The 26,533-nt window shown below is 35.6% G+C and carries 23 protein-coding genes; 9 read left to right on the top strand and 14 right to left on the bottom strand.

Annotated elements, in window-relative coordinates; genetic code table 11:
- Positions 1-3: 3 nt before the first annotated feature.
- The 9 genes from A2530_RS02740 to A2530_RS02700 all read right to left on the bottom strand — a co-directional run bounded on the left by A2530_RS02740 (position 4) and on the right by A2530_RS02700 (position 12,915).
- On the bottom strand, positions 4-333 hold the full coding sequence (locus tag A2530_RS02740) for a hypothetical protein (protein ID WP_294884170.1): 330 nt from the start codon (positions 331-333) through the stop codon (positions 4-6).
- A gap of 55 nt (positions 334-388) precedes the next feature.
- Positions 389-1,375 (bottom strand): PAS domain-containing sensor histidine kinase, encoded by a 987-nt coding sequence (locus tag A2530_RS02735; protein ID WP_294884172.1) that lies wholly within the window; start codon positions 1,373-1,375, stop codon positions 389-391.
- A complete protein-coding gene (locus A2530_RS02730; RefSeq protein ID WP_294884174.1) occupies positions 1,375-2,631 on the bottom strand; it encodes a M18 family aminopeptidase in 1,257 nt (418 codons plus the stop codon). The genes A2530_RS02735 and A2530_RS02730 overlap by 1 nt, the downstream gene beginning before the upstream one ends.
- A gap of 62 nt (positions 2,632-2,693) precedes the next feature.
- Positions 2,694-2,999 (bottom strand): DUF167 family protein, encoded by a 306-nt coding sequence (locus tag A2530_RS02725; RefSeq protein WP_294884175.1) that lies wholly within the window; start codon positions 2,997-2,999, stop codon positions 2,694-2,696.
- Between the two features lie 18 nt (positions 3,000-3,017).
- Positions 3,018-4,052 (bottom strand): RNA-binding domain-containing protein, encoded by a 1,035-nt coding sequence (locus A2530_RS02720; RefSeq protein ID WP_294884177.1) that lies wholly within the window; start codon positions 4,050-4,052, stop codon positions 3,018-3,020.
- Between the two features lie 68 nt (positions 4,053-4,120).
- Positions 4,121-4,432, bottom strand: a complete 312-nt coding sequence (locus tag A2530_RS02715; protein ID WP_294884178.1) for a hypothetical protein — start codon at positions 4,430-4,432, stop codon at positions 4,121-4,123.
- 10 nt (positions 4,433-4,442) lie between these two features.
- Positions 4,443-7,991, bottom strand: a complete 3,549-nt coding sequence (dnaE, locus tag A2530_RS02710; protein WP_294884180.1) for a DNA polymerase III subunit alpha — start codon at positions 7,989-7,991, stop codon at positions 4,443-4,445.
- A gap of 76 nt (positions 7,992-8,067) precedes the next feature.
- Positions 8,068-10,077: an EAL domain-containing protein gene (locus A2530_RS02705; RefSeq protein WP_294884182.1), complete on the bottom strand. Its 2,010-nt coding sequence runs from the start codon at positions 10,075-10,077 to the stop codon at positions 8,068-8,070.
- Positions 10,078-10,206: 129 nt separating this feature from the next.
- The gene (locus A2530_RS02700; protein WP_294884184.1) at positions 10,207-12,915 is read right to left on the bottom strand and encodes a cation-transporting P-type ATPase; all 2,709 of its coding nucleotides are present in this window, start codon (positions 12,913-12,915) and stop codon (positions 10,207-10,209) included.
- 91 nt (positions 12,916-13,006) lie between these two features.
- Between A2530_RS02700 and A2530_RS02695 the strand changes: the two genes are divergently transcribed.
- From A2530_RS02695 to A2530_RS02675, 5 genes are all read left to right on the top strand, one after another.
- Positions 13,007-13,480, top strand: coding sequence for an NAD(P)H-dependent oxidoreductase subunit E (locus tag A2530_RS02695; RefSeq protein ID WP_294884186.1), 474 nt, complete (start codon positions 13,007-13,009; stop codon positions 13,478-13,480).
- The gene (locus tag A2530_RS02690; protein ID WP_294884187.1) at positions 13,477-14,808 is read left to right on the top strand and encodes an NADH-quinone oxidoreductase subunit F; all 1,332 of its coding nucleotides are present in this window, start codon (positions 13,477-13,479) and stop codon (positions 14,806-14,808) included. The genes A2530_RS02695 and A2530_RS02690 overlap by 4 nt, the downstream gene beginning before the upstream one ends.
- A complete protein-coding gene (locus tag A2530_RS02685) occupies positions 14,801-15,517 on the top strand; it encodes a 2Fe-2S iron-sulfur cluster-binding protein (protein ID WP_294884189.1) in 717 nt (238 codons plus the stop codon). Before A2530_RS02690 ends, A2530_RS02685 begins: the two co-directional genes overlap by 8 nt.
- A 76-nt stretch (positions 15,518-15,593) precedes the next feature.
- Positions 15,594-15,788 (top strand): ORF6N domain-containing protein, encoded by a 195-nt coding sequence (locus tag A2530_RS02680; RefSeq protein WP_294884191.1) that lies wholly within the window; start codon positions 15,594-15,596, stop codon positions 15,786-15,788.
- A 13-nt stretch (positions 15,789-15,801) separates the two neighbouring features.
- Positions 15,802-16,044, top strand: coding sequence for a hypothetical protein (locus A2530_RS02675; protein ID WP_294884193.1), 243 nt, complete (start codon positions 15,802-15,804; stop codon positions 16,042-16,044).
- A gap of 153 nt (positions 16,045-16,197) precedes the next feature.
- Here A2530_RS02675 and A2530_RS02670 read toward each other — a convergent pair whose 3' ends face one another.
- The 3 genes from A2530_RS02670 to A2530_RS02660 form a co-directional block, all read right to left on the bottom strand.
- The gene (locus A2530_RS02670) at positions 16,198-17,430 is read right to left on the bottom strand and encodes a hypothetical protein (RefSeq protein ID WP_294884195.1); all 1,233 of its coding nucleotides are present in this window, start codon (positions 17,428-17,430) and stop codon (positions 16,198-16,200) included.
- 2 nt (positions 17,431-17,432) lie between these two features.
- Positions 17,433-18,182: a hypothetical protein gene (locus A2530_RS02665; RefSeq protein WP_294884197.1), complete on the bottom strand. Its 750-nt coding sequence runs from the start codon at positions 18,180-18,182 to the stop codon at positions 17,433-17,435.
- A 91-nt stretch (positions 18,183-18,273) separates the two neighbouring features.
- Positions 18,274-18,462 carry a hypothetical protein gene (locus A2530_RS02660; RefSeq protein WP_294884200.1) on the bottom strand — a complete coding sequence of 63 codons (189 nt, stop codon included), beginning with the start codon at positions 18,460-18,462 and terminating at the stop codon, positions 18,274-18,276.
- 156 nt (positions 18,463-18,618) lie between these two features.
- Here A2530_RS02660 and A2530_RS02655 point away from each other — a divergent pair, with 156 nt between their 5' ends.
- Complete coding sequence (locus tag A2530_RS02655) at positions 18,619-20,505, top strand: DNA methyltransferase (protein ID WP_294884201.1); 1,887 nt, start codon at positions 18,619-18,621, stop codon at positions 20,503-20,505.
- 1 nt (position 20,506) lies between these two features.
- On the top strand, positions 20,507-23,410 hold the full coding sequence (locus A2530_RS02650) for a DEAD/DEAH box helicase family protein (RefSeq protein WP_294884203.1): 2,904 nt from the start codon (positions 20,507-20,509) through the stop codon (positions 23,408-23,410).
- 124 nt (positions 23,411-23,534) lie between these two features.
- Here the strand turns inward: A2530_RS02650 and A2530_RS02645 are convergent, their stop codons facing one another.
- Positions 23,535-23,909: a c-type cytochrome gene (locus A2530_RS02645; protein ID WP_294884204.1), complete on the bottom strand. Its 375-nt coding sequence runs from the start codon at positions 23,907-23,909 to the stop codon at positions 23,535-23,537.
- A 124-nt stretch (positions 23,910-24,033) separates the two neighbouring features.
- Between A2530_RS02645 and A2530_RS02640 the strand changes: the two genes are divergently transcribed.
- Together A2530_RS02640 and A2530_RS02635 are read left to right on the top strand one after the other, a co-directional pair.
- The gene (locus tag A2530_RS02640; RefSeq protein WP_294884205.1) at positions 24,034-25,389 is read left to right on the top strand and encodes an SLC13 family permease; all 1,356 of its coding nucleotides are present in this window, start codon (positions 24,034-24,036) and stop codon (positions 25,387-25,389) included.
- Between the two features lie 51 nt (positions 25,390-25,440).
- Entirely contained in the window at positions 25,441-25,734 is a 294-nt protein-coding gene (locus A2530_RS02635; RefSeq protein WP_294884207.1) for a Dabb family protein, read from the top strand.
- Here A2530_RS02635 and A2530_RS02630 read toward each other — a convergent pair.
- Positions 25,724-26,485 carry a patatin-like phospholipase family protein gene (locus tag A2530_RS02630; protein ID WP_294884209.1) on the bottom strand — a complete coding sequence of 254 codons (762 nt, stop codon included), beginning with the start codon at positions 26,483-26,485 and terminating at the stop codon, positions 25,724-25,726. The genes A2530_RS02635 and A2530_RS02630 overlap by 11 nt on opposite strands.
- Positions 26,486-26,533: the final 48 nt, after the last annotated feature.

Here is a 26,533-nt window from a genome sequence, read left to right as displayed (position 1 = left end):
TTATTACCTTTTATTGCAATATATATATTTATGTTTTAACTCATCATACTCAAAATTATGAGCAACTTTTTTAAAAGCTTTTAAAACTATCGTCTCTTTGGAACCGTCTCCGTATATTGTAATGGGAGTATGATAATATCTGTTGTATGAGTTTATAGGATGAAAAATCATCTCTTTTAATGATATCTCAATTTTGCCATCAAACGGTTCAAAAGGAACTACTGAGACAACTGATTTGTTCTTTACGTTACATTTGAAACAACAAACAACCGAGTATTTGTCTATTTTCACATAATCAAGTAAAGCCAATATTTTTTTGCTATCTTCTAGCATCCGCTAACCTCTGATATAATTAAAGATAGTTTAAGCAACAAATATTCCATCACTATTACAAAATAGCAAGGTTTATTTCAAACCCTTTTCTATCTTTATCAAGTAACTCAACACTTCCGCCGTGAGCCTGTGCTATTTGACGTGAGAGAACAAGTCCTAGCCCGTTTCCTTTTACTTTAGAGCTTTTAAAAGCCTCAAAAAGCTCTTTTGCATTTTCAATCATAACACCGCTATCATATATATAAAATTTATGAAACTCCTCATCTCTCTCATACACTATCTCCACTAAACCGTCATCATTCTCATCAAGTTCTATTGCGTCTATCGCATTTGTCAAGAAGTTTGAGAAAAGCATCTCAAGCAAATCTCTATCACCGTTTAGTATAAATTTTTGCTGAGGAAAGATAAACGTTATATTTTTTGTATAGCCGTAATATCCGATAGCCGCAACAAGCGCATCTTGAAGTTCATCCCACTTAAAAGGAGTTTTATTTGCATGTACGCCTTTACTAAACATAAGCGTTGCTTTTACAATTCTCTCTATTTTATAAACAGACTTTTGTATCTCTTCAACGATTGGAATATTTTCAGGAATTACCCTTTTTTTAAGAGTAGAACTCAAAAGCGAGATAGAACCTATAGGGTTTCGTATCTCATGAGAGAGATGCGCTGCCATCTGCCCCATAGTTGCAAGGTTCTCTTTTCTCTTTTGTTCTGTTATATCCGTTGCACTTAACATCAGTTTATCTTTGTAAGAGGAGCTTTTTATAAGATAGGATTTTGAATTAAACTGCACCTCATAGTCATCATTTTTCAACTCTAAAAGCTCAAATAACTCATTTAATGCTTTTGCTTGTGAATTTTGTAAAAAAACCTCGCCCTCTTCATCCAAAATCCAAATAGCGTTTGGCAAAAACTCAACGACTTTTTCAATAGTATCTTGCAAATGTGAGTAAGATGCCTTTAGTTCGCTAAACTCCTTTTCAACCTTATACGTCTGCTCTATTAAAAGGTTAAGTTCTTCGGGCGTTATACCTGACATTAACTGCTAAATCCCAAAATAATCTTATAGAGAGAGTGCGCATCATCACTTCCACAAAGCTCTCTTATAGAGTGCATGGCAAATGTAGGAAGTCCGACATCTATGGTATCTATGCCCAGTCTTGAAGCGGTTATGGGACCTATGGTTGAGCCGCACCCCATATCGCTTCTTGTTACAAAACTTTGAATAGGCTCACTTAGTGAAGAGGCAACATTCATAAATCTTGAAATTGTTTTTGAGTTTGAGGCATAACGCTGATTAGAGTTTACCTTTATCACACTTCCCTTGTTTATGTGCGGAGCATGCTTTGAGTCATGTTTACTTGGAAAATTCGGATGAATGGCATGTGCATTATCAGCCGATATCATCAACGATGAGCGTATCATTTGCATATACTCCTCATAATCGGGATAGAGCCTGCGAAGCGTATTTTCTAAAAAACTTCCTCCTGCACCGGAAGTGCTTTCGCTGCCCACTTCTTCATGGTCGCTTGCAATAAAAAGCATCGGTTTATCATCAATGCTACAAATAGAGAGCATCCCTACATAACAACAAAGAAGATTATCAAGCCTTGCACTCGCTATAAAATCATTATTTAGTCCTACAAAAGATGCGTTTTGCGTGTCATAAAGGCTAAGCTCGTTTGCATAAAGCTCTTTTACGTCAGGTATGCCGCTGATTTTTAACTGCTCTTTTAAAAACTCATCAAAATTAAACTCATCAGAAGTTGATAAAATCGGAGATATATCCGTCTGGGCATTGATACTTTTTGAGCTGTTTGCGTCTCGCTCAAGATGAATTGCAAGAGAAGGGATGATAGCAATGGGTTTTTTGGCATCTATAAGTGCGTCTTTTATCATGTTGTTTGAGTCTAAGTATGTAACCCTTCCCGCCAATGACAAATCTCTGTCAAACCACGGATTTAAAAGTACGCCGCCATAAGGTTCAACGCCGAACTTTACTACTCCATGCTCTTTTATAATCGGATTTGGTTTTAGTTTCAGGTTTGGCGAATCGGTATGCACACCGACCATTACATAGTTTTTATCTTGTGTACATGTAAAAGCGATTATTGACGAATCATTACGCGTTACATAATATTTTTTGCCCTTCTCAAGCTTCCACTTCTGCTCTTCATGTAACTTTATAAATCCCGCATTTGCAAACATACCCGCCATATTTTGAGTAGCATGAAAAGGTGTGGGCGAAGCGTCTAAAAAGCCTAAAAGCCCTTCATTGAAATCTTGTTTTGTCATTATTAAGAGTTCCTAAATTCAATTTATAATCTTTTTTTGATTATACAAAAATATCTTTTATTTTACTCAAATTCAACCCCTTTTGGAAGCTTTTTGGGTGCTTTTATGCGTAACTGCTTATGAATACTCTCTCGTCCGTAAACAACCTCAAAGTCAGATATTTTTATACCAAATTCTTTTGCTAAAAAAGCCACCATATAGTCAGTTGCTTTACCTGCAACAGGCTGAGCTTTTACGCTTACTTTTAGCTGATTTCCCTTAACTTTTCCTATCGCATCACGTTTTGAAGCAGGAGTTCCTAAAATATTTATCACAAGGACATCTCCGTCCCATTCATAAAAAGTATGTTTTAGATTTTTTGCTTTCATTTTAGATAAGCCAATATCTCAATGGTTGTCATCATTATACTCCCAATGTCCACCTTTAGCACCGCCTATTCTTTGGAGAAAGCCTTGAGCTTTGAGTTTTTTTATTTGCCACTCAATGCCCTTGACGGTAAGTTCCAATTTTTCTGCTAACTCTTGGTTTGTAATATTTGGATTTTCTTCAATAAGTTCCAAAATTTTTACCCTAGTTTTTACCCTAGTTTCTAACTCTTTGCTATCGACCTTATTAAAATAAAACTCCACCCACAAACCGTTTTGCCACCTAAACTGCGGAGTGATACCATTGAACTTTTTAGATTCATCTATGATTTTTTCTATCCCTCTTCCCCATGATTCTATATAACCAGCCAAGAAAAAAAGATTTCCCTCTATCACATCTTGATAAACTAAATCGCTGTTTGATTTGAAATATCCTATTTTGATACTACTTCCGGTCACATACTTTTGAGGTTCTTTTGCAAATAAAAGTGTTGTAGCTCGTTTGAGATAATCACCCTCTTTGAGATGAAGTTTATCTACCAGCACTTCATCGCTCTCTTTCAAGAGTTCTGCATCAATTCTCTTCTTTTTCTCTGCTTTATCTCTAAAAAGTCTAAATGCAAAAGGGTCTAAATCATCAAAGCCAAAATAAGGCACAGGCACACCGTCCCATTTTTTGCCTTGACGAGAGAGCAAAAATTTATCAAGTGCAGCACCTTTTATCTCCTGAGTGCTACTTCCACTTCTATAGTAATATGAACCTTTATAGCTTATCGGGTATGGGTATTTATCTGTGATGATTTCAAGATACTCTTTGTCTTCACTTATCTTTAGATTTACATCTACAATGATGCCTAAAATGTCTCGCACTTTGTTTGGTATATCTTCAAGTAGTTTTTTGGCATTATCAATTCCTACGATGTCCCCATCATCATCCACACCGACATAAAGTTTCCCACCGTCACTGTTTCCAAATGCACTTATCCATTTAATGTACTCATCTTTCCAAAGTTGTTTAAACTCTATATTTTGGGATTCGTTAAGGTTTATGGTCATTTATACTCTTCTGTAGAAAACTTTCACTAAAGATTATATCAATTTTTATACATTTTCTCTATCTTGCTTTAAAAAAACAGCCACACCAATAGTGCTATGCCGATGGCAAGATTGAGATAGCTCATGCCCTCTTCAAAGAGCATTACCAACATCTCATAATATTTTATTTCTAAAAAATCATCTGATATTTTTAACTGCTCGTTTGCATAAGCGGTAATATCCGCACCCCAGATATATGCAACAATTTCAGGGAGTATGAGAAACAAAACAACACCGCTAATGCCCCAGAAATTTTTTTCCGGCTTCATCGATAAAAGTGCTTTTTTAGTATTTGGATTTGTAGCTATCTCTTTTGCTTTTGCTTTGATTTTTTCTTTCATGATAACCTTATCAAGTTAAAATATCCACACTCTCATTACCCTCAAGCGCAGCTAGTATCTTGCTATCAACTCTTATTGCAGAGTCTATTACGACATTTTGAAGTTTTGAGATTATGGTGAGTTTTAGTTCTCTATTTCCGGGATTTTGACGCACAATTCTATACAAATCTTCCAAAACCTTCATATCGCTGTCTAGTCTTATGGCTAGGTTTATTGGCTCTTGAGGGAGTTCTCTCACCTCTTTTTTAGTCTTTTGCGTCTCTTTTTTCGCCTCTTTTAGCGTCATGAGCTTACTCACGCCGATTCTTGTAAACATGTCAGTGTGGGTAATTTTTGCTTTTATCGCTATTGGTTCTTGCAGGTTCATTTGGCTAAGTTCTTCAAGCTTGTCGCTAAAAAGCATAACCTCTATATTTCCGTGAAAATCCATAAGGCTTACTATCCCGAACTGATTCCCTTTTTTGGATGTTTTTTTGGTTATCTCTTCGACTTTTCCTATAAAAATTGCATAAGAGCCGTCTTTTGCACCCTCTATTTCAGAGGAGAGCGTATAGTCAAGCTCATCTATCTTTTCTCTAAACTCATCAAGAGGATGTCCTGAGACGTAAAAGCCCAAAGTCTCTTTCTCAAACTCCAAAATCTCTTTTAACTCATACTCAGGTGAATTTGTAAGTTTCAGCTCAACGCTTGTTATCTCACTGTCGTCTCCAAAAAGACTCCCCACCGCATTTTTTCTAGCCGTTGAAGCATCTTTTGCGGTATCGACTATTTTTTCTATCTGGTCAAGCAGTGCCTTTCTTGAAAAGTCAAACCTGTCAAAACCACCCGCTTTTATGATTGATTCTATAACTCTTTTGTTCACTTTTGAAGGTTCTATCCTATTTACAAAATCCTGCAAAGATGTAAACTCTCCGCCCTCTTTTCTAGTCTCAAGGATAGATAAAACTGCCGCTTCGCCCACACCTTTAATAGCGCCGAGACCAAAAAGTATTATCTCGCGCTCCTCTTTTGTGATAGCGGAAAACTCTAGCTGCGAGTCGCAAATATCAGGCGGGGATAGTTCAATGCCCATTCTTTTTGTCTCATCAATATAACGCACGACTTTATCGGTATTGTCTTTATCCGAGGTTAAAAGTGCCGCCATAAACTCGTTTGGATAGTAGGTTTTGAGCCATGCGGTCTGAAAGGTAATCATCGCATAAGCCGCCGAATGCGATTTGTTAAAACCGTACCCCGCAAACTTCTCGATTAGGTCAAAGAGTTTGGAAGCCTCAGCGTAGTCAAGACCTTGACCCTGCGCCCCTTTCGCAAACTCGTCGTTATAAACCGACATGTCTTTTTTCTTACCCATAGAACGGCGGATAATATCGGAGTAGCCTAGAGAAAAACCACCGACGGTTTGAACTATCTGCATAACCTGTTCTTGATAAACGATGACTCCGTAAGTGTTTTTAAGTATAGGTTCCATGCTCTCAAACGTGTACTCTATCTTCTCACGCCCGTGCTTTCTCTCGATAAAGCTATCAAGCATCCCAGACTCCATCGGTCCCGGACGGTAGAGTGCCAAAACCGCGATTAAGTCCTCAAAACTATCGGGTTTTAGACGCTTGTTCAAATCCTGCATACCGGAACTCTCTATCTGAAACATTCCTACCGTATTTCCGCCGCGAATCACGTCATAAACTTTCGGGTCGTTTTCGTCTATCTCATGCCAGATAACCTCTTTGTTATAGCGGAATTTGATAAGCTTTATAGCATTGTCGATTACATCAAGGGTTTTTAGACCCAAGAAGTCGAATTTTATTAAGTCAACGTCCTCAAGATAGTTAAGAGAGTACTGCGTAACAAAAACATCCTCGCCTGAAGGCTTATAAATAGGCGTTTTTTTCCAAAGTTCCTCGTTTGAGATAACAACACCTGCAGCATGTATGCCCGAATTTCGCTTCAAACCTTCGAGCTTTTTTGCAAACTCCCAAACCCTCGCAGCATTTGCATCGTTTTGTATCAGCTCCCCCAGTTTTGGCTCTTTTTGAAAAGCTCCCGCTATAAACTCATCTCCTTTTTTCTTTCCATTAAGCGTAATTCCAAGCTCATCGGGAACAAGTTTTGCCATCGCATCGGCTTGAGAAAGCGGCATATCTAAAACTCTGGCAACATCACGGATAACCCCTTTTGCCAAAAGCGAACCGAATGTGATGATTTGAGCTACTTGATTTCGTCCGTATTTTTGAACAACGTAGTCTATTACTTCACCGCGGCGTGCCTGCATAAAGTCCATATCTATATCGGGCATACTTACACGTTCAGGATTTAAAAATCTCTCAAAGAGCAGATCATACTTCATGGGGTCAATGTCCGTTATCTCAAGCGAATATGCAACCAAACTTCCAGCGGCACTTCCCCGCCCCGGTCCAACTGCAATGCCCATCTCTTTGGCAACTTTAACAAAATCCCAAACGATTAACATGTAGCCGGGAAACTTCATAGAGTTGATTACGTTCATCTCAAATTTAAGTCTCTCTTTGTACTCTTCATGTCTCTCCTGCGGTACATGTTTAAGTCTCTCTATAAGTCCTAGCTCACAACGATATATAAAATACTCGGCATCTATCTCGTTTTTATCACTACCCTTTATTTCAAGACCCTCTTTTTGTGCATATTCAGAAGCAAATTTAAAGTTTGGAGGAACGGGATCGCCAAGTTTTAGCTCCAAGTTGCACTTATCTACTATCTCTTGCGTATGTTCTAGTGCTTCGGGGATATCCGCAAAGAGTCTTGCCATCTGCTGGGGGGATTTCAGGTAAAACTCATGTACGGAGTGGCGCATGCGGTTTGGGTCGTCGTAGAGTTTATTCATCCCGATACACATAAACGCCTCATGATACTGTGCATCGCCCGCGAACGTATAGTGAGTGTCGTTTGTAGCCACCACCTTTATATCGAGCTCATTTCCAAGACGAAGTACCTGCTCGTCTATAAAGAGCTGATCGCCTATGCCGTGACGCATAAGTTCAAGGTAAAAATCATCGCCAAACATCTCTTTATACTCAAGTGCCGCAGCTTTTGCACCTTCGTAGCCTAATGCTCCGTTTTTTGAATTTCTCTCGTTTGCGGTGTTTAGATGCCAGTTAACCTCTCCTTGAAGACATGCAGAGGAACATATAAGCCCCTCACTGTGTTCGCGAAGCTCTTTTTTGTTTATGCGCGGAAAGTAGTAAAAGCCGTCTATAAAGGCTTTTGATGAAAGATACATAAGGTTTTCGTAACCTTTTTGGTTTTTGGCAAAAAGACAGATATGAAAACGCTGTTTTGTGCTTTTGTCATCTATACTCTCGCCGTTATGAATATAACCCTCCATGCCGATGATAGGTTTTATCCCAGCAGAGCGCATTTGCTGATAAAAATCTATTGCACCGAACATATTGCCGTGATCAGTCATAGCAACACTTGTCATGCCGAGTTCTTTAACCTGTTTAACAAGATTTGAGAGTTTGTTCGCACCGTCAAGCAGTGAATATTCGGTATGCAGATGCAGATGCGTAAACGGCTGAGGACTCATTACATGTAACCTTTAGTCTATATTTTAAAGGTTTAAATTATAGTAAAACTCTCTTAATATCAAGTAATCTTTAGAGCTATTTTTTATACTTCTCTATTAGTTTATCAATCGGCAGTGCTTGATCAAAATAGTATCCTTGAAAAAGTATATCGCCTTTTAAATGTTTCAACTTTTCATAAAGTTTTTCATTTTCCATATATTCAAGAATAACGGGTTGAATATTCAAGCTTTGTGCCATGTCTGTTAAAGATTTTAAAATATTGTATTTTGTCAAGTTCTCTTCAGAACCTTTTACTATAGTCCCGTCAACTTTTATAATTTTAACGACGCCCATCTCGACAAGTTCAATCAGCTGTATAAAACTAGAATATCCGCTTCCAAAATCATCTATGGCAAAGTTTATACAGTGCTCTTTTGAGAGCATCAAAATATTTGTTTTAGACAATAAAAGCATCTGCTCAGTTATCTCTACGACTAACTCAAAACCTGTTTTGGCAATTGCTTTTGAGAGTTTTACAATCAATTTAAGCACCTCTTCGTTTTCAAATGAGGCGGGATATATATTTACAGCCACTCTTGTAACTGTAGTAGCTAATTTATCTATATGCCGATGCATATTTTTAAGCACATAGATATCAAGTTCACTCATTCTATTTTGCTCTTCAATCAACCCTATAAAATTCTCGCCGCTTAAGTATGAACCGTTATATGGAAGACGGACAAGAGCCTCTACTAATAGTTTTTTTGCTTTTGTTTTGCTTTTTACTATAGGCTGAAAAAAGATTTCAAAAAGATTCTCTTTAAACGCTTTATCAATCTCTACCCTTATTTCATCATTCTCTTTTACTTTTGTATATAATTCGTTGATATCGGCACTGCTTAATAAGTTTACATCATCTTTTTGTGTATGCTTTTTAATTATATGCAGTATCGGAACGACATTAGAGCTAATACGATATATATCATCTACCCTGACACCGGTTATTTTGACTTTAATATCAAATTTGCTTGCCAATGTTACAATTTTTTTATATATATAGTCGTTAACAAACTCCATAACTCCGATATTATTGTTATTTTTAGCATCCTGCAAAAGCAGATTTACGGAGTGTTCATTTGAAAATACGACTCCGTCAAAACTCTGTTTAGCCATCGTCTTTTTTATACTATTTTCTATCTCAAAATTATTCTTATACAAAAACTCTCTTACTTTGTCAGGAGTTGCATCACTAAAAACAATCGAAGTAAAGTAGTATAGTTCATCTTCATATTTTGATTTATACGCTATATAGTTAAAAAAATGCATACTCTTATTTTTTGTATAATTTATCTGCATGCTATTTAGATACTGTTCTAACACAAGCATTGATTTAAAGAGCTTGTTTAGATGAGAAACGGCTAAAGTATATTCATCCCTCGTAATCATGGTAATTATATGCAAAGCCTCTTCATGAAGTTCACGGTGAGTTAAAAATATCTTTGCATATATATCATTTTGATGTCCCTGCATGCTGTAAGCGTATAGGTCAAATTCCATACTACCGAACCATTTTGCCAGATTACATGTAAGATAATTAAGAGAAGGAGGTTTTGTATCTTTGCTGTTTTGAATAAAGAGTGAAAAATCTTCAAACCAGCTCCTATGAACGCTTAGTGAAGAGACATATTTTATATCACTCTCATTTGAGTTAAAAAAAAGTACCATATCCTGCATTGTTAGAGTAAAATAACTTTTGCCCATACTCTGTTTTATGGAGCTAAAACGTTTTGTTACAAATTTTATATCAGTTTGAATTATTTTGTGTTCAACTAAATTTAAAATCTCATTCTCTAAAACATCGACGACATAAATTACGTCTTCAAAAGGTATGTCGTATCCGTTTTTAATTTTATTCGCCAACTCATAAATATAGACGTCAAGTTCAAGAATACTTTTGTCAAAGATATTATTAAAAACTTTAATCTCCGCTAAGATAAGTTCTGAGAATTCATCAACAGTGCCTATATGCATCCCGATAACGGGATGTTGAGTAAGTTTTTGGGTTAATCTTTTTGCCAATTCTGCAGTGATGGTATCTTCTAACATGTAGTACTCCAAATTATTATAATTTTTTATGTAATCACACATAGTCAGAATAATTCTAACACAAAAACATATAATTTAAGAATTTAGTTATACTCAACGTATGAATCTCTTCAACACCCTTTTTACATGTTATATATATTTTTTATCACTAAGCTTGCTGTCAATAAATCTTTTTATTTCCACTACAAATAAAACACTCGCTCCAATCGCTAAAACTTCTATCCAAGTCATCAAATCCAGAGCTTCACTCTTAAACATACTATTCATAAAAGAGGCATGTGTAAAAGTTACCTGAATCAAGCTCATTAAAGCTACGCCTAAAAGCAGAAGCTTATTATTCATGATGTTGGTTTTAAAAACCGATTTTTCAAGCTCTTTACATGAAAAAAGATAAAATAGCTCCGTAAAAACAAAGATATTTACGGCTACCGTTCTAGCATACTCTATAGTGTGACCCTTAACGATTGCATACTCAAACATAGCATAAGAGGCGATTAACATGTAAAAACCGACAACAAGCATCTGAGTAATTATCGCTTTTGTTAAAATCGGCTCTTGCGGATTTCTAGGTTTTCTTTGCATTATGTTCTCTTCTTGCGGCTCAAACACAAGCATAAGCCCAAGTAAGATTGCGGTTGACATGTTAATCCACAATATCTGTACGGGAAGTATAGGAAGAGTCAGCCCAAGCATAATAGCGACTAATATTACAAACCCTTCTCCCAGATTTGTCGGCAGTGTCCATGTTATAAACTTAACAAGATTATCAAAGACATTTCTTCCCTCTTTAACGGCATGTGCGATTGAGCTAAAATTATCATCGCTTAGTATCATATCAGCCGCCTCTTTTGCCACTTCCGTACCGCCCATACCCATAGCAATACCTATGTCTGCTTGTTTGAGTGCCGGAGCATCGTTTACACCGTCTCCGGTCATTGCGACTATTTCTCCTCTTGCTTGAAGAGCATCAACTATTCGCAACTTCTGTTCAGGTTCTACTCTTGCAAATACTTTAACGCTGCCTACTCTCTCAATCAGCTGAGAATCACTTAACAAAAGAAGCTCTTTTCCTTTTAAAACAGCATCTTTATACTCTCTGCCATCATCTACTATAGACATCATCTTTGCTATCGAAAATGCGGTAAGAGCGTGGTCTCCCGTTATCATTATGATATTTATACCTGCACTCTTGCACTCTTTAACAGCCTCTATCGCCTCAGAACGCGGTGGATCCATCATCGCTTGCAAACCTAAAAATATAAATCCGTTATCTAGCTCTCTATCGTTGATTTTATCTCCGTGAGAGGCTTTTTTAGCAATAGCCAAAACTCTAAGACCCTTAGTGGCATAATCCTCTGCTTGTAGCAAAATTCTCTCTTTGTTTATAGCCACCTTCTCAGAGTCAATAGCTTCATAATCACATATATCAAGACTTTTTTCTATAGAACCTTTTAGATATATGATATTTTTAGCATTTTTTGTATCTATGTTTAGAGTCGCCATATATTGTCTATCTGATTCAAAGGGTAAAATATCCACTCTTTCAAATGTAGTATGCAACTCATGTTCATCAAAACCTGCCTTTAAGGCACTAACAATCAGTGCGCCCTCTGTAGGATCACCGCTTATGCTATATAATCCATCTTTTTTTACAAGATATGATTCGTTACAGAGGTATCCTGCTCTAAGCACCTCGGCTAAATCATCATCAATAGAGTCTATCTTTTGTCCGTTTTGCAAAAAATCGCCTTTTGGTTCATACCCGTTACCGCTTACTTCATAAGATTTGCCTGCACAATATATATCTGTTACAAACATCTTATTTTGCGTAAGTGTTCCGGTTTTATCGGAACATATCGTCGTAACACTTCCAAGAGTCTCAACTGCGGGAAGTTTTCTGATTATGGCATTTTTCTTTGCCATACGACTAACTCCGATTGCTAGAGTTATAGTTACAGCCGCAGGAAGCCCTTCAGGAATAGCACCCACGGCAAGAGCAACTGAAGCCATAAATGTTTCAACAGCACTATAATCTCTTAAAAGCCCTATGAAAAAAGTAAGCACAGCAAGAGCTAAAATCACATATAAAAGCAGTTTTGAAAATGATGATATTTTTTTTGTAAGAGGCGTCTCCATTGAGGTTGTCTCTTCTATAAGATGGGCGATTTTTCCAAGTTCCGTATATTGTGCAATCGCTACGACAATGCCCTTTGCTCTGCCGTATGTTACATAAGTTCCCGAATATGCCATGTTTTTTCTGTCATTGATAGTGATATCTTGCTGATGTGATGAGATATTTTTAAGCACGGGTTGTGACTCGCCGGTAAGCATAGACTCATCAACTTTTAAATCTCTACTCTCAAATAGTCTTATATCGGCAGGTACTTTTGAGCCTGATTCAAGTAAAATTATATCCCCCGGAACCAAGTCGGCAGAAGAGATAGTAATCTTTTTGCCGTCTCTTATTACAACGGCATCGGTATGCATCATCTGCTTTAGCGACTCAATAGCCTCTTCGGCTTTAACCTCTTGTATATAGCCGACTATTACATTTATAATAACAACTGCAAATATAACTCCGCTATCAACCCACTCTTGCAAAAATGCGGTAACAATCGATGCACCTAAAAGTATATAAATCAACGCATTATGAAACTGCATAAGAAATTTTTTAAGTTTTGAGTCGCTCTTTTTGGCTTCAAGCTCATTCTTGCCGAAGAACTCTTCACGATGCTTGATACTAAGTGAGCCAAGACCGTCAAGTTTGTTACTCTCAAATATCTCTACTATTTTATCAGTTTCTAAACTATGCCAATTATCCGCTATTAAATGTTGCATAACAAACTACCTATGTGTGTTTCAAAGATTATACTAATTTTTAATCAATTGTTTCTTATAATAGAGAAAATCTCTTTTAGAAGGCATAAATATGCTTGATACTATAGACGACAGATACAAAACTCTGGAAAAAAGCATCAAAAAACTAGGATATGAAAAAAATACGCTCATAGAAGTGCTTCATAACGCTCAAGAGACATTTGGTTATCTGGGAATTGACACTCTAAAATTCATAGCAAAGAGACTAAAACTCCCCTACTCCAAAGTTTACGGGGTCGCTACGTTTTACAACTACTTTAGACTAAAACCAAAAGGCAGACACAATATAGTCGTCTGTCTGGGAACGGCATGTTACATAAAAGGCTCAAACAAAATACTTGAAACGATAGAACGCAGATACGGCATAAAAGCAGACGAAACAACTTCTGATGGAGCCTTGTCTATTTTAACAGCAAGATGCTTCGGCTCATGTTCTCTTGCTCCCGTTATTGTATGTGACGAGCAGATAAAAGGCAATGTATCGCTTGAAAATCCACTTTGTGAGATAGAGGAGAAGATAAAATGATAACTTCTATTCAAGAACTTAGAGATTTCGCGCAAAAAAACGAACGAGATTTTAGCGTACCAAAAGGCATCCATCCAAAAGAAAAAAGAGTTGTTCTTGAAAATATAGGAGTAATAAATCCCGACAGCATAGAGGAGTATATAGCTCGTGGCGGTTACATGTCACTTTTTAAAGTACTTGATGAGATGACCCCATCAGAGGTTATCGAAGAGGTAAAAATAAGCGGACTTAGAGGCAGAGGCGGAGGCGGTTATCCCACCGGTTTAAAATGGGAGAGTGTTTCAAAAGTTCAAAGTGAGCAAAAATACATTATTTGCAACGGAGATGAGGGCGATCCCGGTGCTTTTATGGACAGAGCCGTAATGGAGGGTGATCCTCACAGAGTTTTAGAGGGAATGACGATAGCAGGTTATGCATGCGATGCGAACAAAGGGTATATCTATGTAAGGTCGGAGTATCCTATGGCGGTAGAAAAACTAACCAGAGCCATAAAACAAGCAAGCAAACTTGGGATTTTAGGAGAAAATATCGCTCACAGCGGATTTAGCTTTAGCGTAGAGATAAGGCTGGGTGCAGGGGCATTCGTCTGCGGCGAAGCTACCGCGCTTGTTGCTTCGATAGAGGGAGGAAGAGGACATCCCAGACAAAAACCGCCTCATCTGAGCGATCACGGTCTGTGGGGAGAGCCTACCGTTTTAAACAATGTCGAAACCTTTGCAAATATAGCTGCAATCATAAAAAATGGCGGTGCATGGTTTAAAAATATCGGAACAGAGACATCAAGCGGTACAAAAGTTTTTGCGCTTACGGGACATATAAAAAATACGGGGCTAATCGAAGTGCCGATGGGAACGACACTAAGAGAAATTATCTTTGATATCGGCGGCGGAGTAGAAAACGATAAAAAGTTCAAAGCCATTCAGTCGGGAGGTCCTAGCGGAGGATGCATACCAGAGCATCTTTTGGATTTGCAAGTTGATTATGAGTCACTAAAGAGTGCAGGTTCAATAATGGGAAGCGGCGGATTGATAGTTATAGACAACAGCTCCAATATGGTAGAGATAGCACGCTTTTTTATGGACTTTTGCGCAAGCGAGTCATGCGGAAAGTGTACACCTTGCCGCGTGGGAACAACAGAGCTTACACGGTTGCTTGATAAGTTTATAGCCAAAAATGCTACAAAAAAAGATTTTGAACTCCTTAAAGAGATGTGCGAAGTTGTAAAAAGTACGAGTCTGTGCGGACTAGGACAAACTGCTCCGAATCCGGTTCTTAGCACTATAAAATATTTTGAAGATGAATACTTAGCAGGAATAAAAGATGAATAGAGAAAAAGTAAGAGTCAAAAGCTTTACTATAAACGGTATTTGCGTTACGGGTCAGTCAAACCAAACTATCTTGGAAGTTGCAAAAGACAACGGCATCGAGATTCCAACCCTTTGTTATCTTGATGGGTTAAGCTGTGTCGGCTCGTGCAGAATGTGCATAGTGGAGATAAAAGGCTCTCATGAACCTACTCCCGCATGCAGTGCAAAAATAAAAGAGGGAATGGAAGTAACTACTAATTCACCCAAAATAAAAAAAGCCAGAGAGATGATACTCTCCATGATGTTTAGCGAACGCTCTCATGTATGTTCTACATGTATAGCTAACGGTGACTGCGAACTGCAGAACAAGTCGGTCGAACTTGAACTTGAACACAGCAAAGTATCGTACCTAAACCAAAGGTTTGAGATAGACGCTTCTCATAAGAACTTTGTCAATGACCCAAACAGATGCATACTATGTACTAAATGTATAAGGGTCTGCGACGAGATAGAGGGCGCTCATGCACTCGATATCTTCGGCAGAGGTATAAACTCGAGAATAATTCATGATATGGATGAGCCGTGGGCGGAGTCGGTAAGTTGTACTAGTTGTGGAAAATGCGTCTATGTCTGCCCTACGGGCGCACTTTATGAGAAAGATATAAGCGAAGAAGAGGTTGTGAAAAAAAGAGGGATAATTACGGAGCTTGTGAAAAATAGGGGTAAATAAACTTACATGTAAGAAAACCATTTTTAACAATATTGTTGTCGATGATAAAATTTTTATCATAAGAGGCGTTCAAGTAATGATTGATAAGGATTTAGCCGAACTTTATCAAGTTCAAACTAGCAGACTGAATGAACATGTTAAAAGAAACATAGAACGATTTGATGGTGATTTTATGTTTCAACTGACAAAAGAGGAGTTTGATAACTTGATATCGCAAAATGCGACATCAAGTTTGGGAGGTATTAGAAAATTGCCTTATCTATATTACTGAACAAGGTGTTTACATGTTGGCTACAGTTTTAAAAAGCGGTATTGCCGTAGAAGTCACAAAACAAATCATGCGAACATTTACAAAGCTAAAAAATCAATCCATACCATACTTTGACATTATTAAAAGGCTTGAAAAACTAGAAACAAATGACAAAGAGACAACAAAATTACTTCAAAAAGTGGTGCAAGTGGTTTCAAGTATGCAGAGTATCCATGATGAAGCTAGAAAAGGAACGAAAAAGATGGGGTTTGTGTGATTTTATCTCTTTGCTCGTACCTTGGGGACAATTTTAAAGCCTTGCTTTTTTATGTGGCTTTTTTGTTTAGTTTGGATTTATAAAAGTTGTGAAACAAACTACAAATATTCTAAAAAGTGGAGATTCATTCTCAGGGGTGTAATGGTACAGAGCTTAATATTTTATTTTTCGCTTAATTGCTATAGTCAATTGATATATAAGTAATCCTAAGAGAGTTTTAGATAATAAGTCCGATAATCCAAAGGCTTTCAAGTCTATAAGTATATAAAATTGTTCTGAGATTTTATCCCATAGATTGGCGGTTCCAGAAAACAAATACGATAGTGTATAATAATCATTTAAAAAATAAATTTTAAGAAATAAAAATATAATTATCCATAATAAAGGTCTTAACCAACTTTGACCAAAGTTGGATGATATTTTTCCAAATCCTGCGATAATAATATTTTGTAAGTTTTGTAAAATAAATTTACCCCTTTTTATATTTCGCCACAATTCACGTATATAGGTATCCATCTCTTTTTGATACATTTTGTTTGCTTCAATATAATCTTTTTTTTCAAAGAAATAATGTTTAAAAAATCGAAAATATTCTCTTGATATTGCTTGTTCAGTATTTACAGAGTTATATTGAAATTTATAACTATTTATTTTAATATTTTTATATTCATTAATATTTTTAAAGTTTAAATTTTGAAATAACCCTTCTTCTATAGATAATTTTCTCAACTCAATAAAATTAAAAGTTGAATCTGTAATATTTATTGGTTTGAGATTATTATTTTGTAGAATAAATTTATCTATCTTTACTTTATCTATATATATTTCTAATTGCTTTGGCTCTTTTGTTACTCTGTCTAATAAATTAGAATCAATTTCTAAAGTATTGATGTTATTTAATTTATATAGTAATAGTCTATCTATATTCATACCTGATATTTTAAGTTTATTTCTTACAGTTATATTTGTTAAATTTAATGTTTGACAATCTAATAAGTAAAAATCAAAATTATAAAAAGTACAATTTGTAAACTGTATTAATCGATATGGATATTGTTTATGCACTATTTTATCATTAACATTTGTTAATTTATAGGGATTGTTTTTATTTACATGTTTATACCAATAGAAAAATTCATCCTTAAGAGGTGCAATCATCGATCTTGTAAACTCTGGAAATATGATATCGTTAAACATAAGCATATTGTCATATCTACTTATTTGTTCTTCTACAAGATTCTTTATTTCTTGCCAAAAGTATATGTGTTTAGCATCTGTAAATGTTGCTCTTACTTGATTTGACCAATCATCTTTTGTACAATGCAATACGCATTCATTATTTTCATAAACTTCTAAGTTACAATTTTGATGAGAACATTTTTTCATTACTAACTACCTGATGGAAGTAAATTTTGTATGCTATCTGTTATATTGGTAAAATCAATATAAACTTGTTCTGCATTTTTGGCTGTTTTATATACTGTTTGAACTCTAATCCATACTTTAGATAATTTATTTTTTATTTCAGTATTTAATTTATTTGCAAATAAATCATGATTTTTTATTACTTCTCCATAGGCAGATTGTAAAACTTCATCAAAAACATTTGCACCTTTAATATTGTATGAATATAAAGCAGTTTTTATTTTTAATATATGTTTTTTTATGATACTATTTAAATCAGTAGGTAATGAATTATTTTCAATAAAATCTTCCAACTCATCCAATAATTTTTTTAACTCTTCAATTTCTTCATCATTGATTGGTATTTCATCATTAGGTAATATTTCAGAACAAAAATCTAGTATTTTAAACTGAACATCCGTAATTTTCTGTTTTCTTGATTGCCAATCACCATTTATACCAGTAAGTACGATTAAGTGGTTTTGTAATTGTTTGATTTCACTTTCATATAATTTTTTTGAAAAACCAGTTTTATCCATTTTTTGCTTAAATAATTCAAATTCATCATTTAAATTATTAAGGCACTCCATTACAGCTACTTCTGTAGAGTGTTTATTTGGCTCATCAATATTAAAAATACTTTTCCATACATCAACAATTATTTTACTATCATTATTATATGCACTATGAACTATTTTATTTAATCTAATTGCAGAATTTGTTTTATTTTCCATAACATATATCCTTATAATTTTTCATAAATTATACCAATAAAACTTGAAAAACTAAAATAATATGACAAATTGCAATATTTTAGATAAATATTTACTTCTTAGCCTTAAACTGCTCTTCCAAAGCTTTTAACTCATCGGCGTTTTGTTGAGCTTTTTTTACCGCTTCTTCAAATGCAAAGCCTTTCATGATTATTTCGTATAAATGAGGTTTGTTTTTTCGCCAGTTTCGTATTGTTTTAACATCAATATCCAAAAATCCTGCCATATCTCGCTGAGTCATTATTTTTACCTTTTTTAAGCAAAAATTACAAAACTTCCCTTGATGTTACAACAAGCCCAAATAACCCTCTTTTTTTTTAAAACAAGAGAAAATATCCCCCTCTTTTAATTTTATATAGGTATCATTTACTTTTTTAAAAGTAAAAAGAGGGAAATTATGTCTTTATCACTTATAGAAGAGTTACCAAAAATTGTAAAAGAGGGAAAAGCGGAAGCTCAAAGGATTTTGGAGCGGATAAATAGCGGTAATGCTCTTGTGCTTCAGACAAATGAACTTGTTTTACCTAGTAAAGATGTGAGTGGGCTTTTTCGTGGTGAAGTGCCGAGTGCTGATGAGAGCGAGTGGAAAAATAGGCTCATTTACGGGGACAATCTTTTAGTGATGCAGGGTTTACTTGCAGGAGATAGTTCAAGTGGTTTGGAATCTATGAGAGGAAAAATCGACCTTATTTACATCGACCCACCTTTTGATAGTAAGGCAGATTATCGCACCAAAATCACTCTACCAAATGCAAACATCAACCAAAAACCGACCGTAATAGAGCAGTTTGCTTATGCTGACACATGGAAAGACGGCACGGTAAGTTACTTGAAAATGATATATCCACGGCTTGTTTTGATGCGGGAACTTTTGAGTGAAAAAGGCTCTATTTATGTCCATATTGATTGGCATGTGGGGCATTATGTGAAGATTTTGTTGGATGATATTTTTGGTAAGGATAAATTTAGGAATGAAATTGTTTGGCATTATTCAACTGGCGGATTAGGTAGTACTACTTATGCAAAAAAGCATGACAATTTATTTTTATATTCAAAAAATACAAACTATATATTTAATCAGCCCAGAATGCCTTCAAAAGATGAAAATAGGTTTAATTTAACCGATGAAGATAATAGAAAATATTACATAAAAGCAGGGAATAAATATTATTTAGATAATGGTGTCGCTATGCCAGATGTATGGATTGATATATTTCCTGTTAGAAATGTTTCAAAAGAATTAGTAGGTTATGCGACCCAAAAACCATTTACGCTTCTTGAGCGCATTATAAAAGCCTCATCAAACGAAAACTCCATAGTAGCCGACTTCTTCGGCGGAAGCGGAACAACTGCAACAGTTGCAGAAAAACTGGGTCGTCGTTGGATTAGCTCCGATATCGGCAAACCATCCATTATGGTGCAGAGAAAAAGACTCATCGACAATGAAGTCAAACCCTTTTTGTATCAAAGCATCGGCGATTATCAAAAAGAGGCTTTTGAGAGTAGCGGAATGTTTAGACGCATTGGCGACTTGTCGCAGGTTATTATCTCTCTTTTTGTAGATGATAGCGGAAGCGGAGCTTTGAGTTTTGGAGATGAGCATCCACGAAATCTTGGCTACATCAAAGATAAAAAAACTTTGGTATTCATAGACAGCCCTAGTAAAATGACAGGTCGTGCCACTCTTAAAAAAGCGATAGAACTTCGTGATAATTTTCTCGGCGGTTGGGATAGAGTGGTTGTGCTTGGCTGGAACTTTGCTTATGACATCAGCTCTGCCATCAATGAACTTGGTGATAACAAACTTGAAGTGCTGGTCATTCCTCCAGATTTGCTCGACAAACTCAAAACTAAAGTAACTTACAAAAAGCTTGTCGAGAGTGGAAAGATACGATTTTCTTCACTTCAATATCTGACTATAAAACCGATTGAGAAAAAGATTTACGATAGTGAACTTGAAGAGCTAAGCATAAAACTAGATAACTACATTTTGCTAAGCCCCGACAACATACCGCTTGATGATGCGGACAAAAAATCGCTTCAAGAGCTTTTGGCTAGTGACCCTCTTGCTCTCATTGAGTATTGGAGTATCGACCCTGACTATGACGGTGTAACATTTAGAAGCAAGTGGCAAGATTATAGAGAAAACACGGCAAACGATAACGACCCTTTACATGTAATCTTTCAAGCAAAAATCATGGTCTCAAGAAAAGAAAAAAGAGTGGTGTGTGTCAAGGCGGTAGATGTGTTTGGATTTGAGTCTGTTGTAAAAGTGGAGGTGTGAGATGGCAACACCTATTAACACACTTACGGGCGACATACCTTTACAGCTTGCATCTGCTATCTCAAACAAAGTTCTTGACTTATGGAATAGCGGAGAGTTTTTAAATCTTGTAACTCCTACAACGGCAACACTTCTAAAATTTTGGTTTTGTCAACCTCATACCGATAGAGAAATCAACTTTCACAGAGGACAAAAACAAGCGATTTTAAATACTGTTTATCTGCATGAGATTGTAAAAATCAAGAGCGTTTTAGATATTTACAACCAGATAGATAAAGAACTTTTAGCACGGCTTGATTTAGTAATGCTTGCAAAAGAAAAATACAACATTCCAAAATATGCCATGAAAATGGCAACGGGAACGGGTAAAACTTGGGTCATGAATGCACTTTTCATCTGGCAATATCTCAATGCAAGAGCTGAAAAAGAGAGAAGCGGACGCTACTCTAAAAACTTTTTGCTTATCGCCCCTGGTCTTATAGTTTATGAGAGACTACTTGATAGTTACATGGGAAAAGAGAGAGAAGATGGAAGCCGTGATGTAAACACAAGCGATATTTTTAAAAATAGAAAACTCTTTTTGCCAGATAAATATGAAGTAACAATAAAAGCTTTTTTACAAAGTAGCGTTGTCAAAAAAGATGAGATAGGCAAAAAAATTACAAGTGACGGATTTATCGCCATTTCAAACTGGCATCTGTTTATGGGCAAAGATGAGACAAGCGAAGAGATAAGTCCACTTGAAGACCCTAGCGGCGTGATAGCCGACATCTTTCCTGCTCGTCCTGGAGTAAGTGCAGGAAATAGCTTAGAACAGCTTGATAGTGCTTATTTTAGCGGTGGAGAGATTGAGTATCTTGCTGAACTTGATGATTTGATAGTTATGAATGATGAAGCACATCATATCCATGAGAACAAAACCGCTGGAGAGATTCAAGAAGTTGAGTGGCAAAAATCGCTCAATTTCATCGCTAAAAATAAAGCCGAAAAATTTATACAGATAGATTTCTCAGCCACTCCCTATGACACGACAGGAAGCGGACAAAAAAGAACAAAACATTATTTTCCACATGTAGTGGTGGACTTTGACCTAAATGCAGCCATTAAAGATGGACTTGTAAAGATGATAACCATCGATAAACGAAAAGAGCTTTCCACTTTGGAGCTTGATTTTAAAGCACTCCGTGATGAGGGAACAAACAAGGTAATCGGGCTTAGTGACGGGCAAAAAGTTATGATTCAGGCTGGGCTTACAAAGCTCTCTATTTTAGATGAAGGTTTTTCAAAACTTGAAAATCCAAAACATCCAAAAATGCTTATCATGTGTGAAGAGACGGAAGTTGTAAACTATGTTGAGGAGTTTTTACTCGAACTTGGTCTTAAAGATGATGAGTTTATGGGGATTCACTCTAAGAAAAACGGAGAGATTCCAAAAGAGGAGTTTGCAAAACTCAAACAAAAACTCTTTAATCTTGATGAGTATGAAAATCCAAAAGTCGTCATTTCCGTTTTGATGTTAAAAGAGGGTTTTGATGTAAGCAATGTCTGTGTGATTGTGCCGCTTCGCTCAAATCAATCTTCCATTTTGCTAGAACAAACCATCGGGCGTGGGCTTCGACTGATGTTTCGAGGTCGCGACTTTGAAGATGAAAAAAGAGAAAATAGACAAAGAGTTTTAAACGATAGACTTAGCCCAAAATCTTACTATGATGTTTTAAGCATTATCGAACATCCTGCCTTTAGTGAGTTTTACGGTGATTTACTTGCAAGTGATGAGTTTGGTTTTGATGAAAATGAACCAACAGAGGGAACTTCAACGGGCGACATGATAAAAGTCGGACTCAAAGAAAATTATCAAGAGTACGACATGGCATTTTTGGAGATAATCAAAGATGAGGAAGAGGCGCTAAATGAGCCGATTTTACATGTAGATGATTTACCGCCTTATACTTACCACAGCTTGGAGAGTTTGAAATCATGGACTACAAAAGGGGAAGTTTTTCACTCTGAAGAGCTAACAGTAAAAACAACTTTTGGAGACTATACAATTAGTGCGGATTTGTTTAATGCAAACTCTTATAACGAGTATCTTCAAAAACTTTTAGAGATATTGACACATAAAATGGGGCAGTTGAAAGTGCGTGGGCATAATCGGGCTTTACCGTCAATGCAAATTTATCAGCCTCAGCTTTTGGGGCTTCTTGATAACTACATCAGAACAAGGCTTTTCTCACAAAACTTCAATCCTTTTGAAAATGAAAATTGGCGAGTTTTAATGCTCAAAAATGCAAATATAACATCACATATAACAAATGAAATAAATAGAATGATTTACAATATGCAAAACTCAACCACTTACATAAAACCTATTGTAGATAAAATCTATTTTTCAAAAGTCGGCGGTTTAAATATGAGAAAAAATTTCTCTCTTAATTTGCAAAAAACCATCTATGAAAAAACCTCTTATCCGTCAAATAAGGGCGGATTTGAAAAAGCATTTTTAGAGTTTTTGGATGCTGATGCCAAAGTATTAAAGTTTATAAAAATTTTAGAATTCAAACATGATTTTGCAACTATTAGCTATTTTAGAGATGATGGTTTGATGGCTAGTTATTATCCTGATTTTATGGTTGAAACTGATTTACATGTATATCTGGTTGAGACAAAATCAGACAAAGACTTAAAAGATGTAAATGTCAAGCAAAAACAAAGAGCAACACTTGACTTTATAAAAAGAATCAATTCGCTTGATGGAGATTTGCGAGATAATAAAACTTGGAGTTACTTGCTTTTAGGGGAGACACAGTTTTACAGTTTGAAAAAAAGCGGTGCAGATATGGAAGATTTGGCTAAAAGTGCAAAGATAAACGAGAGTACTTTTAGCGGGAGTTTGTTTGACAACTAACCGTTCATGTTAAGTTGTCAGAGGAGAAGAAGTTATCAAAAAAAGAGGTATTATAACCGAGCTTATAAAAAATAGATAACACAAAACCTTATTTGTACTTTTAATACAAATAAGATTTACGGTTTTAAAAAGCTTTTTTCTCTAAAATATATTCAGCTATTAGTTTGATTTCATCTTCAGTTACAAGACCTTTTTGTGATGGCATAATACCGAATTTTTCAATAGTCTCTTTTGGAAACAGTGTTTTTTCTTGAGTAGGATTTAGCGTATAATCTACGATAAATTTAACTGCTGCTTCTTTATCATCTGATGATTGTTTGACTTTTTTTGCAATTGCCCAATATGGCGGTGCTACCATTCTATCAAGTTTCTCTTTTGTAATAGCTCCCATTAGATGGCAACTTCCGCACTTTTGATTTGCAAGTTCTTCCGCACCATCAGATGCAAACAATAAACCTGATGTAGCCAAAATTAGGGATAAACTTAATAATTTTTTCATAATAACACCTTGTATAAAATGAGATAATCAAAATTATAACATAACTTTATCGCAAAAGTATGATTTTAGATATCGTAATTTAAGAGCAACTTGATAAAATATAAAAATAAAATTTGGATGTTACATGTATATATACAAAGAAGATTTTAAAAAAATAGTTATAGCTCTTTTAATAGGCATTTTGGTTTTTATGATATCGCTATTCTTTTTTAATAAACTACAATCTTCGCTTTTGGCATCAATAGCTTTTTTAGTAACTCTATGGACAAATGAGGGTTTACCATTAGGCGTTGTCTCTTTACTTCCAATTATTTTATTTCCATCATTTTCCATTTTAACTACAGAACAGACGAGCGCAAACTACTCTCATCCTATTATATTTTTATTTTTAGGCGGATTTTTGATTGCTATTGCGGTTGAAAAAACAAATCTTCATAAATATATAGCCAATAAAATGTTTCTAATTTTTCCATCAACTCCAAAAGGGATAATATTTTCACTTGCCATAACGTCTGGCATACTCAGTTCCGTACTTTCAAATACTACTACAACGCTTTTACTGATTTCGATTGCTCTTTTTATCAGCGATGATGTAAGACTAAAGATGAGATTTGCACTCTCTATTGCTTACGGTGCGAGTGTGGGTGGGATTTTAACACCTATAGGGACACCGCCAAACTTAATTTTGCTTGGTATTATGCAAAGTAAGGGTATAGAACCTATACCTTTTTTACAGTGGGTATTTATGGTTGCACCTTTAGTCTTTATCATGCTTTTTATAGTTGCTTCGCTACTTAGTATTGGCGTAAAAGATATCCAAATTTCAATAAATAGTGAAAAAAAACCTTTAAGTATAGAGCAAAAAAAAGTACTTTTTTTGATTGGAGCCGTAGTTGTACTTCTGTTGTTAAATGCTCCTCTTAAACCTTATTGGAGTGGGCTTGGACTTAGCGAAACAGGTATTTTGCTTGGAATAGGTCTTTTGCTTTTTGCTCCGCCTTTTGGCATACTGGATTGGAGTAGCGATAAATCAAAAATTCCTTTTAGAATTATGTTTTTATTTGGAGCAGGATTTTCTATTGCAAAAGCTTTTAGCGAGACTCTTTTAGCAGATGAACTTGCTTCTTATCTGATATCCATAACACATCTCTCTCCCATTTTGATAATATTTGCCGTTGCAATGCTTGTAACATTTACAACCGAGATAACATCAAATACTGCCTTAGTTTCAATTATGCTACCTGTTATCTACGCAGTATCACAGCAAAGCGGTATCAATGCGACTTTGATTATGATGGTTGCAACGGTGTGTGCAAGTTATGCTTTTATGCTCCCAATCGCCACTCCTCCAAATGCAATAGCCATGAGCAGTGGCGCCATAAGTATAAAAGATATGGCAAAATACGGCTTTGTTTTAAACTTGGCGGGAGTTTTTTTAATAGTCTTCATTGCGGAATTTTTTTGGAGAGGATTTTTTTAAAACTCTTTTATCTTTTTTAGTTAGAATTTCATAAAAAATATAAGGTACAAAATGATAGTTCATATAGTAATGTTTAAGTTTAAAGATGAAAACAAAAGTACAAATATAGCGCATACAAAGCAGATGCTTGATACTTTGGTTGATTTGATACCTGCTCTAAAATTAATGGAAGTCGGAGTTAACTTTACGGTTGCACCCAGAGCATTTGATTTGTCGCTATACTCTACGTTTGATTCAAAAGAAGATTTGGAAGCTTATGCAATTCATCCTGAGCATTTAAAAGTTGTTGAGTTTATAAAATCCGTAACTATAGAATCAAAAGTGGTTGATTATATCAAAGAGTAGTTATGATTTTTTTTGTCTCATTGTAACCGGCTTCTATTAAATCTTTTATTTGAGACATCTCAACGGGATTAAATTTGCAAAGGTCGGGTTTTATAATTATATCTGCATCTTTAATCTGAAATTTTTTATTTATTTTTACTAAAAATGTAAAACTGTTGTACAAAACATCAATTACATTTTCCGGTTTTTTGTAAAATTTTTCAGGAACTAAATCAACTCCCATTAAAATATCAACATCCTCTTTTTTTAAACAGCTAAGCGGAATGTTTTCTACAACTCCGCCATCTACCAAAAACCTGCCATCAAGCTCAATCGGTACAAAAATTCCCGGTATACATGTACTAGCCATTACAGCATCTGCAACACTCCCTTTGTCTAAAACGACTTTATCTCCGTTTGTGATGTCGGTAGCTATCATTGCAAGCGGTATTTTTGCTTCTTTAAATGTTTTATCACCTATATTTAGCTTTATCATCTCGCCTATTTTTTCATTTGATAAAACACCGTATTTTGAAAGAGTTAAAGATGATAAATTTTTCCATTCAAATTCCAGTACAATTTTTTCTATCTCTTTTACACTTTTTCCAAAAGCATACAATGATGCAACAATTGCACCTGCACTTGTTCCGCTTATTGCTTTTATTTCAACCCCAAACTCTTCCAATGCTTTTATTACGCCTATGTGCGCTGCACCTAAAACCGCACCGCCGCCTAGTGCCAGAGCAACTTTTTTATTTTTTAACTTATTCATCTTCTCCCTTTGATTAAAAATTGTATCTAAAAATAATGCTAAAATTTC

It is taken from the genome of Sulfurimonas sp. RIFOXYD2_FULL_34_21, from assembly GCF_001830805.1.
GTDB lineage: Bacteria > Campylobacterota > Campylobacteria > Campylobacterales > Sulfurimonadaceae > Sulfurimonas.
This window is presented reverse-complemented; position numbering and strand designations above follow the sequence as displayed.

Coding starts and splice junctions, on each gene's coding strand:
- A2530_RS02740 (WP_294884170.1), bottom strand. CDS start 333: ATGCTAGAAGATAGCAAAAAAATATTGGCTTTACTTGATTATGTGAAA.
- A2530_RS02735 (WP_294884172.1), bottom strand. CDS start 1,375: ATGTCAGGTATAACGCCCGAAGAACTTAACCTTTTAATAGAGCAGACG.
- A2530_RS02730 (WP_294884174.1), bottom strand. CDS start 2,631: ATGACAAAACAAGATTTCAATGAAGGGCTTTTAGGCTTTTTAGACGCT.
- A2530_RS02725 (WP_294884175.1), bottom strand. CDS start 2,999: ATGAAAGCAAAAAATCTAAAACATACTTTTTATGAATGGGACGGAGAT.
- A2530_RS02720 (WP_294884177.1), bottom strand. CDS start 4,052: ATGACCATAAACCTTAACGAATCCCAAAATATAGAGTTTAAACAACTT.
- A2530_RS02715 (WP_294884178.1), bottom strand. CDS start 4,432: ATGAAAGAAAAAATCAAAGCAAAAGCAAAAGAGATAGCTACAAATCCA.
- dnaE (WP_294884180.1), bottom strand. CDS start 7,991: ATGAGTCCTCAGCCGTTTACGCATCTGCATCTGCATACCGAATATTCA.
- A2530_RS02705 (WP_294884182.1), bottom strand. CDS start 10,077: ATGTTAGAAGATACCATCACTGCAGAATTGGCAAAAAGATTAACCCAA.
- A2530_RS02700 (WP_294884184.1), bottom strand. CDS start 12,915: ATGCAACATTTAATAGCGGATAATTGGCATAGTTTAGAAACTGATAAA.
- A2530_RS02695 (WP_294884186.1), top strand. CDS start 13,007: ATGCTTGATACTATAGACGACAGATACAAAACTCTGGAAAAAAGCATC.
- A2530_RS02690 (WP_294884187.1), top strand. CDS start 13,477: ATGATAACTTCTATTCAAGAACTTAGAGATTTCGCGCAAAAAAACGAA.
- A2530_RS02685 (WP_294884189.1), top strand. CDS start 14,801: ATGAATAGAGAAAAAGTAAGAGTCAAAAGCTTTACTATAAACGGTATT.
- A2530_RS02680 (WP_294884191.1), top strand. CDS start 15,594: ATGATTGATAAGGATTTAGCCGAACTTTATCAAGTTCAAACTAGCAGA.
- A2530_RS02675 (WP_294884193.1), top strand. CDS start 15,802: ATGTTGGCTACAGTTTTAAAAAGCGGTATTGCCGTAGAAGTCACAAAA.
- A2530_RS02670 (WP_294884195.1), bottom strand. CDS start 17,430: ATGAAAAAATGTTCTCATCAAAATTGTAACTTAGAAGTTTATGAAAAT.
- A2530_RS02665 (WP_294884197.1), bottom strand. CDS start 18,182: ATGGAAAATAAAACAAATTCTGCAATTAGATTAAATAAAATAGTTCAT.
- A2530_RS02660 (WP_294884200.1), bottom strand. CDS start 18,462: ATGACTCAGCGAGATATGGCAGGATTTTTGGATATTGATGTTAAAACA.
- A2530_RS02655 (WP_294884201.1), top strand. CDS start 18,619: ATGTCTTTATCACTTATAGAAGAGTTACCAAAAATTGTAAAAGAGGGA.
- A2530_RS02650 (WP_294884203.1), top strand. CDS start 20,507: ATGGCAACACCTATTAACACACTTACGGGCGACATACCTTTACAGCTT.
- A2530_RS02645 (WP_294884204.1), bottom strand. CDS start 23,909: ATGAAAAAATTATTAAGTTTATCCCTAATTTTGGCTACATCAGGTTTA.
- A2530_RS02640 (WP_294884205.1), top strand. CDS start 24,034: ATGTATATATACAAAGAAGATTTTAAAAAAATAGTTATAGCTCTTTTA.
- A2530_RS02635 (WP_294884207.1), top strand. CDS start 25,441: ATGATAGTTCATATAGTAATGTTTAAGTTTAAAGATGAAAACAAAAGT.
- A2530_RS02630 (WP_294884209.1), bottom strand. CDS start 26,485: ATGAATAAGTTAAAAAATAAAAAAGTTGCTCTGGCACTAGGCGGCGGT.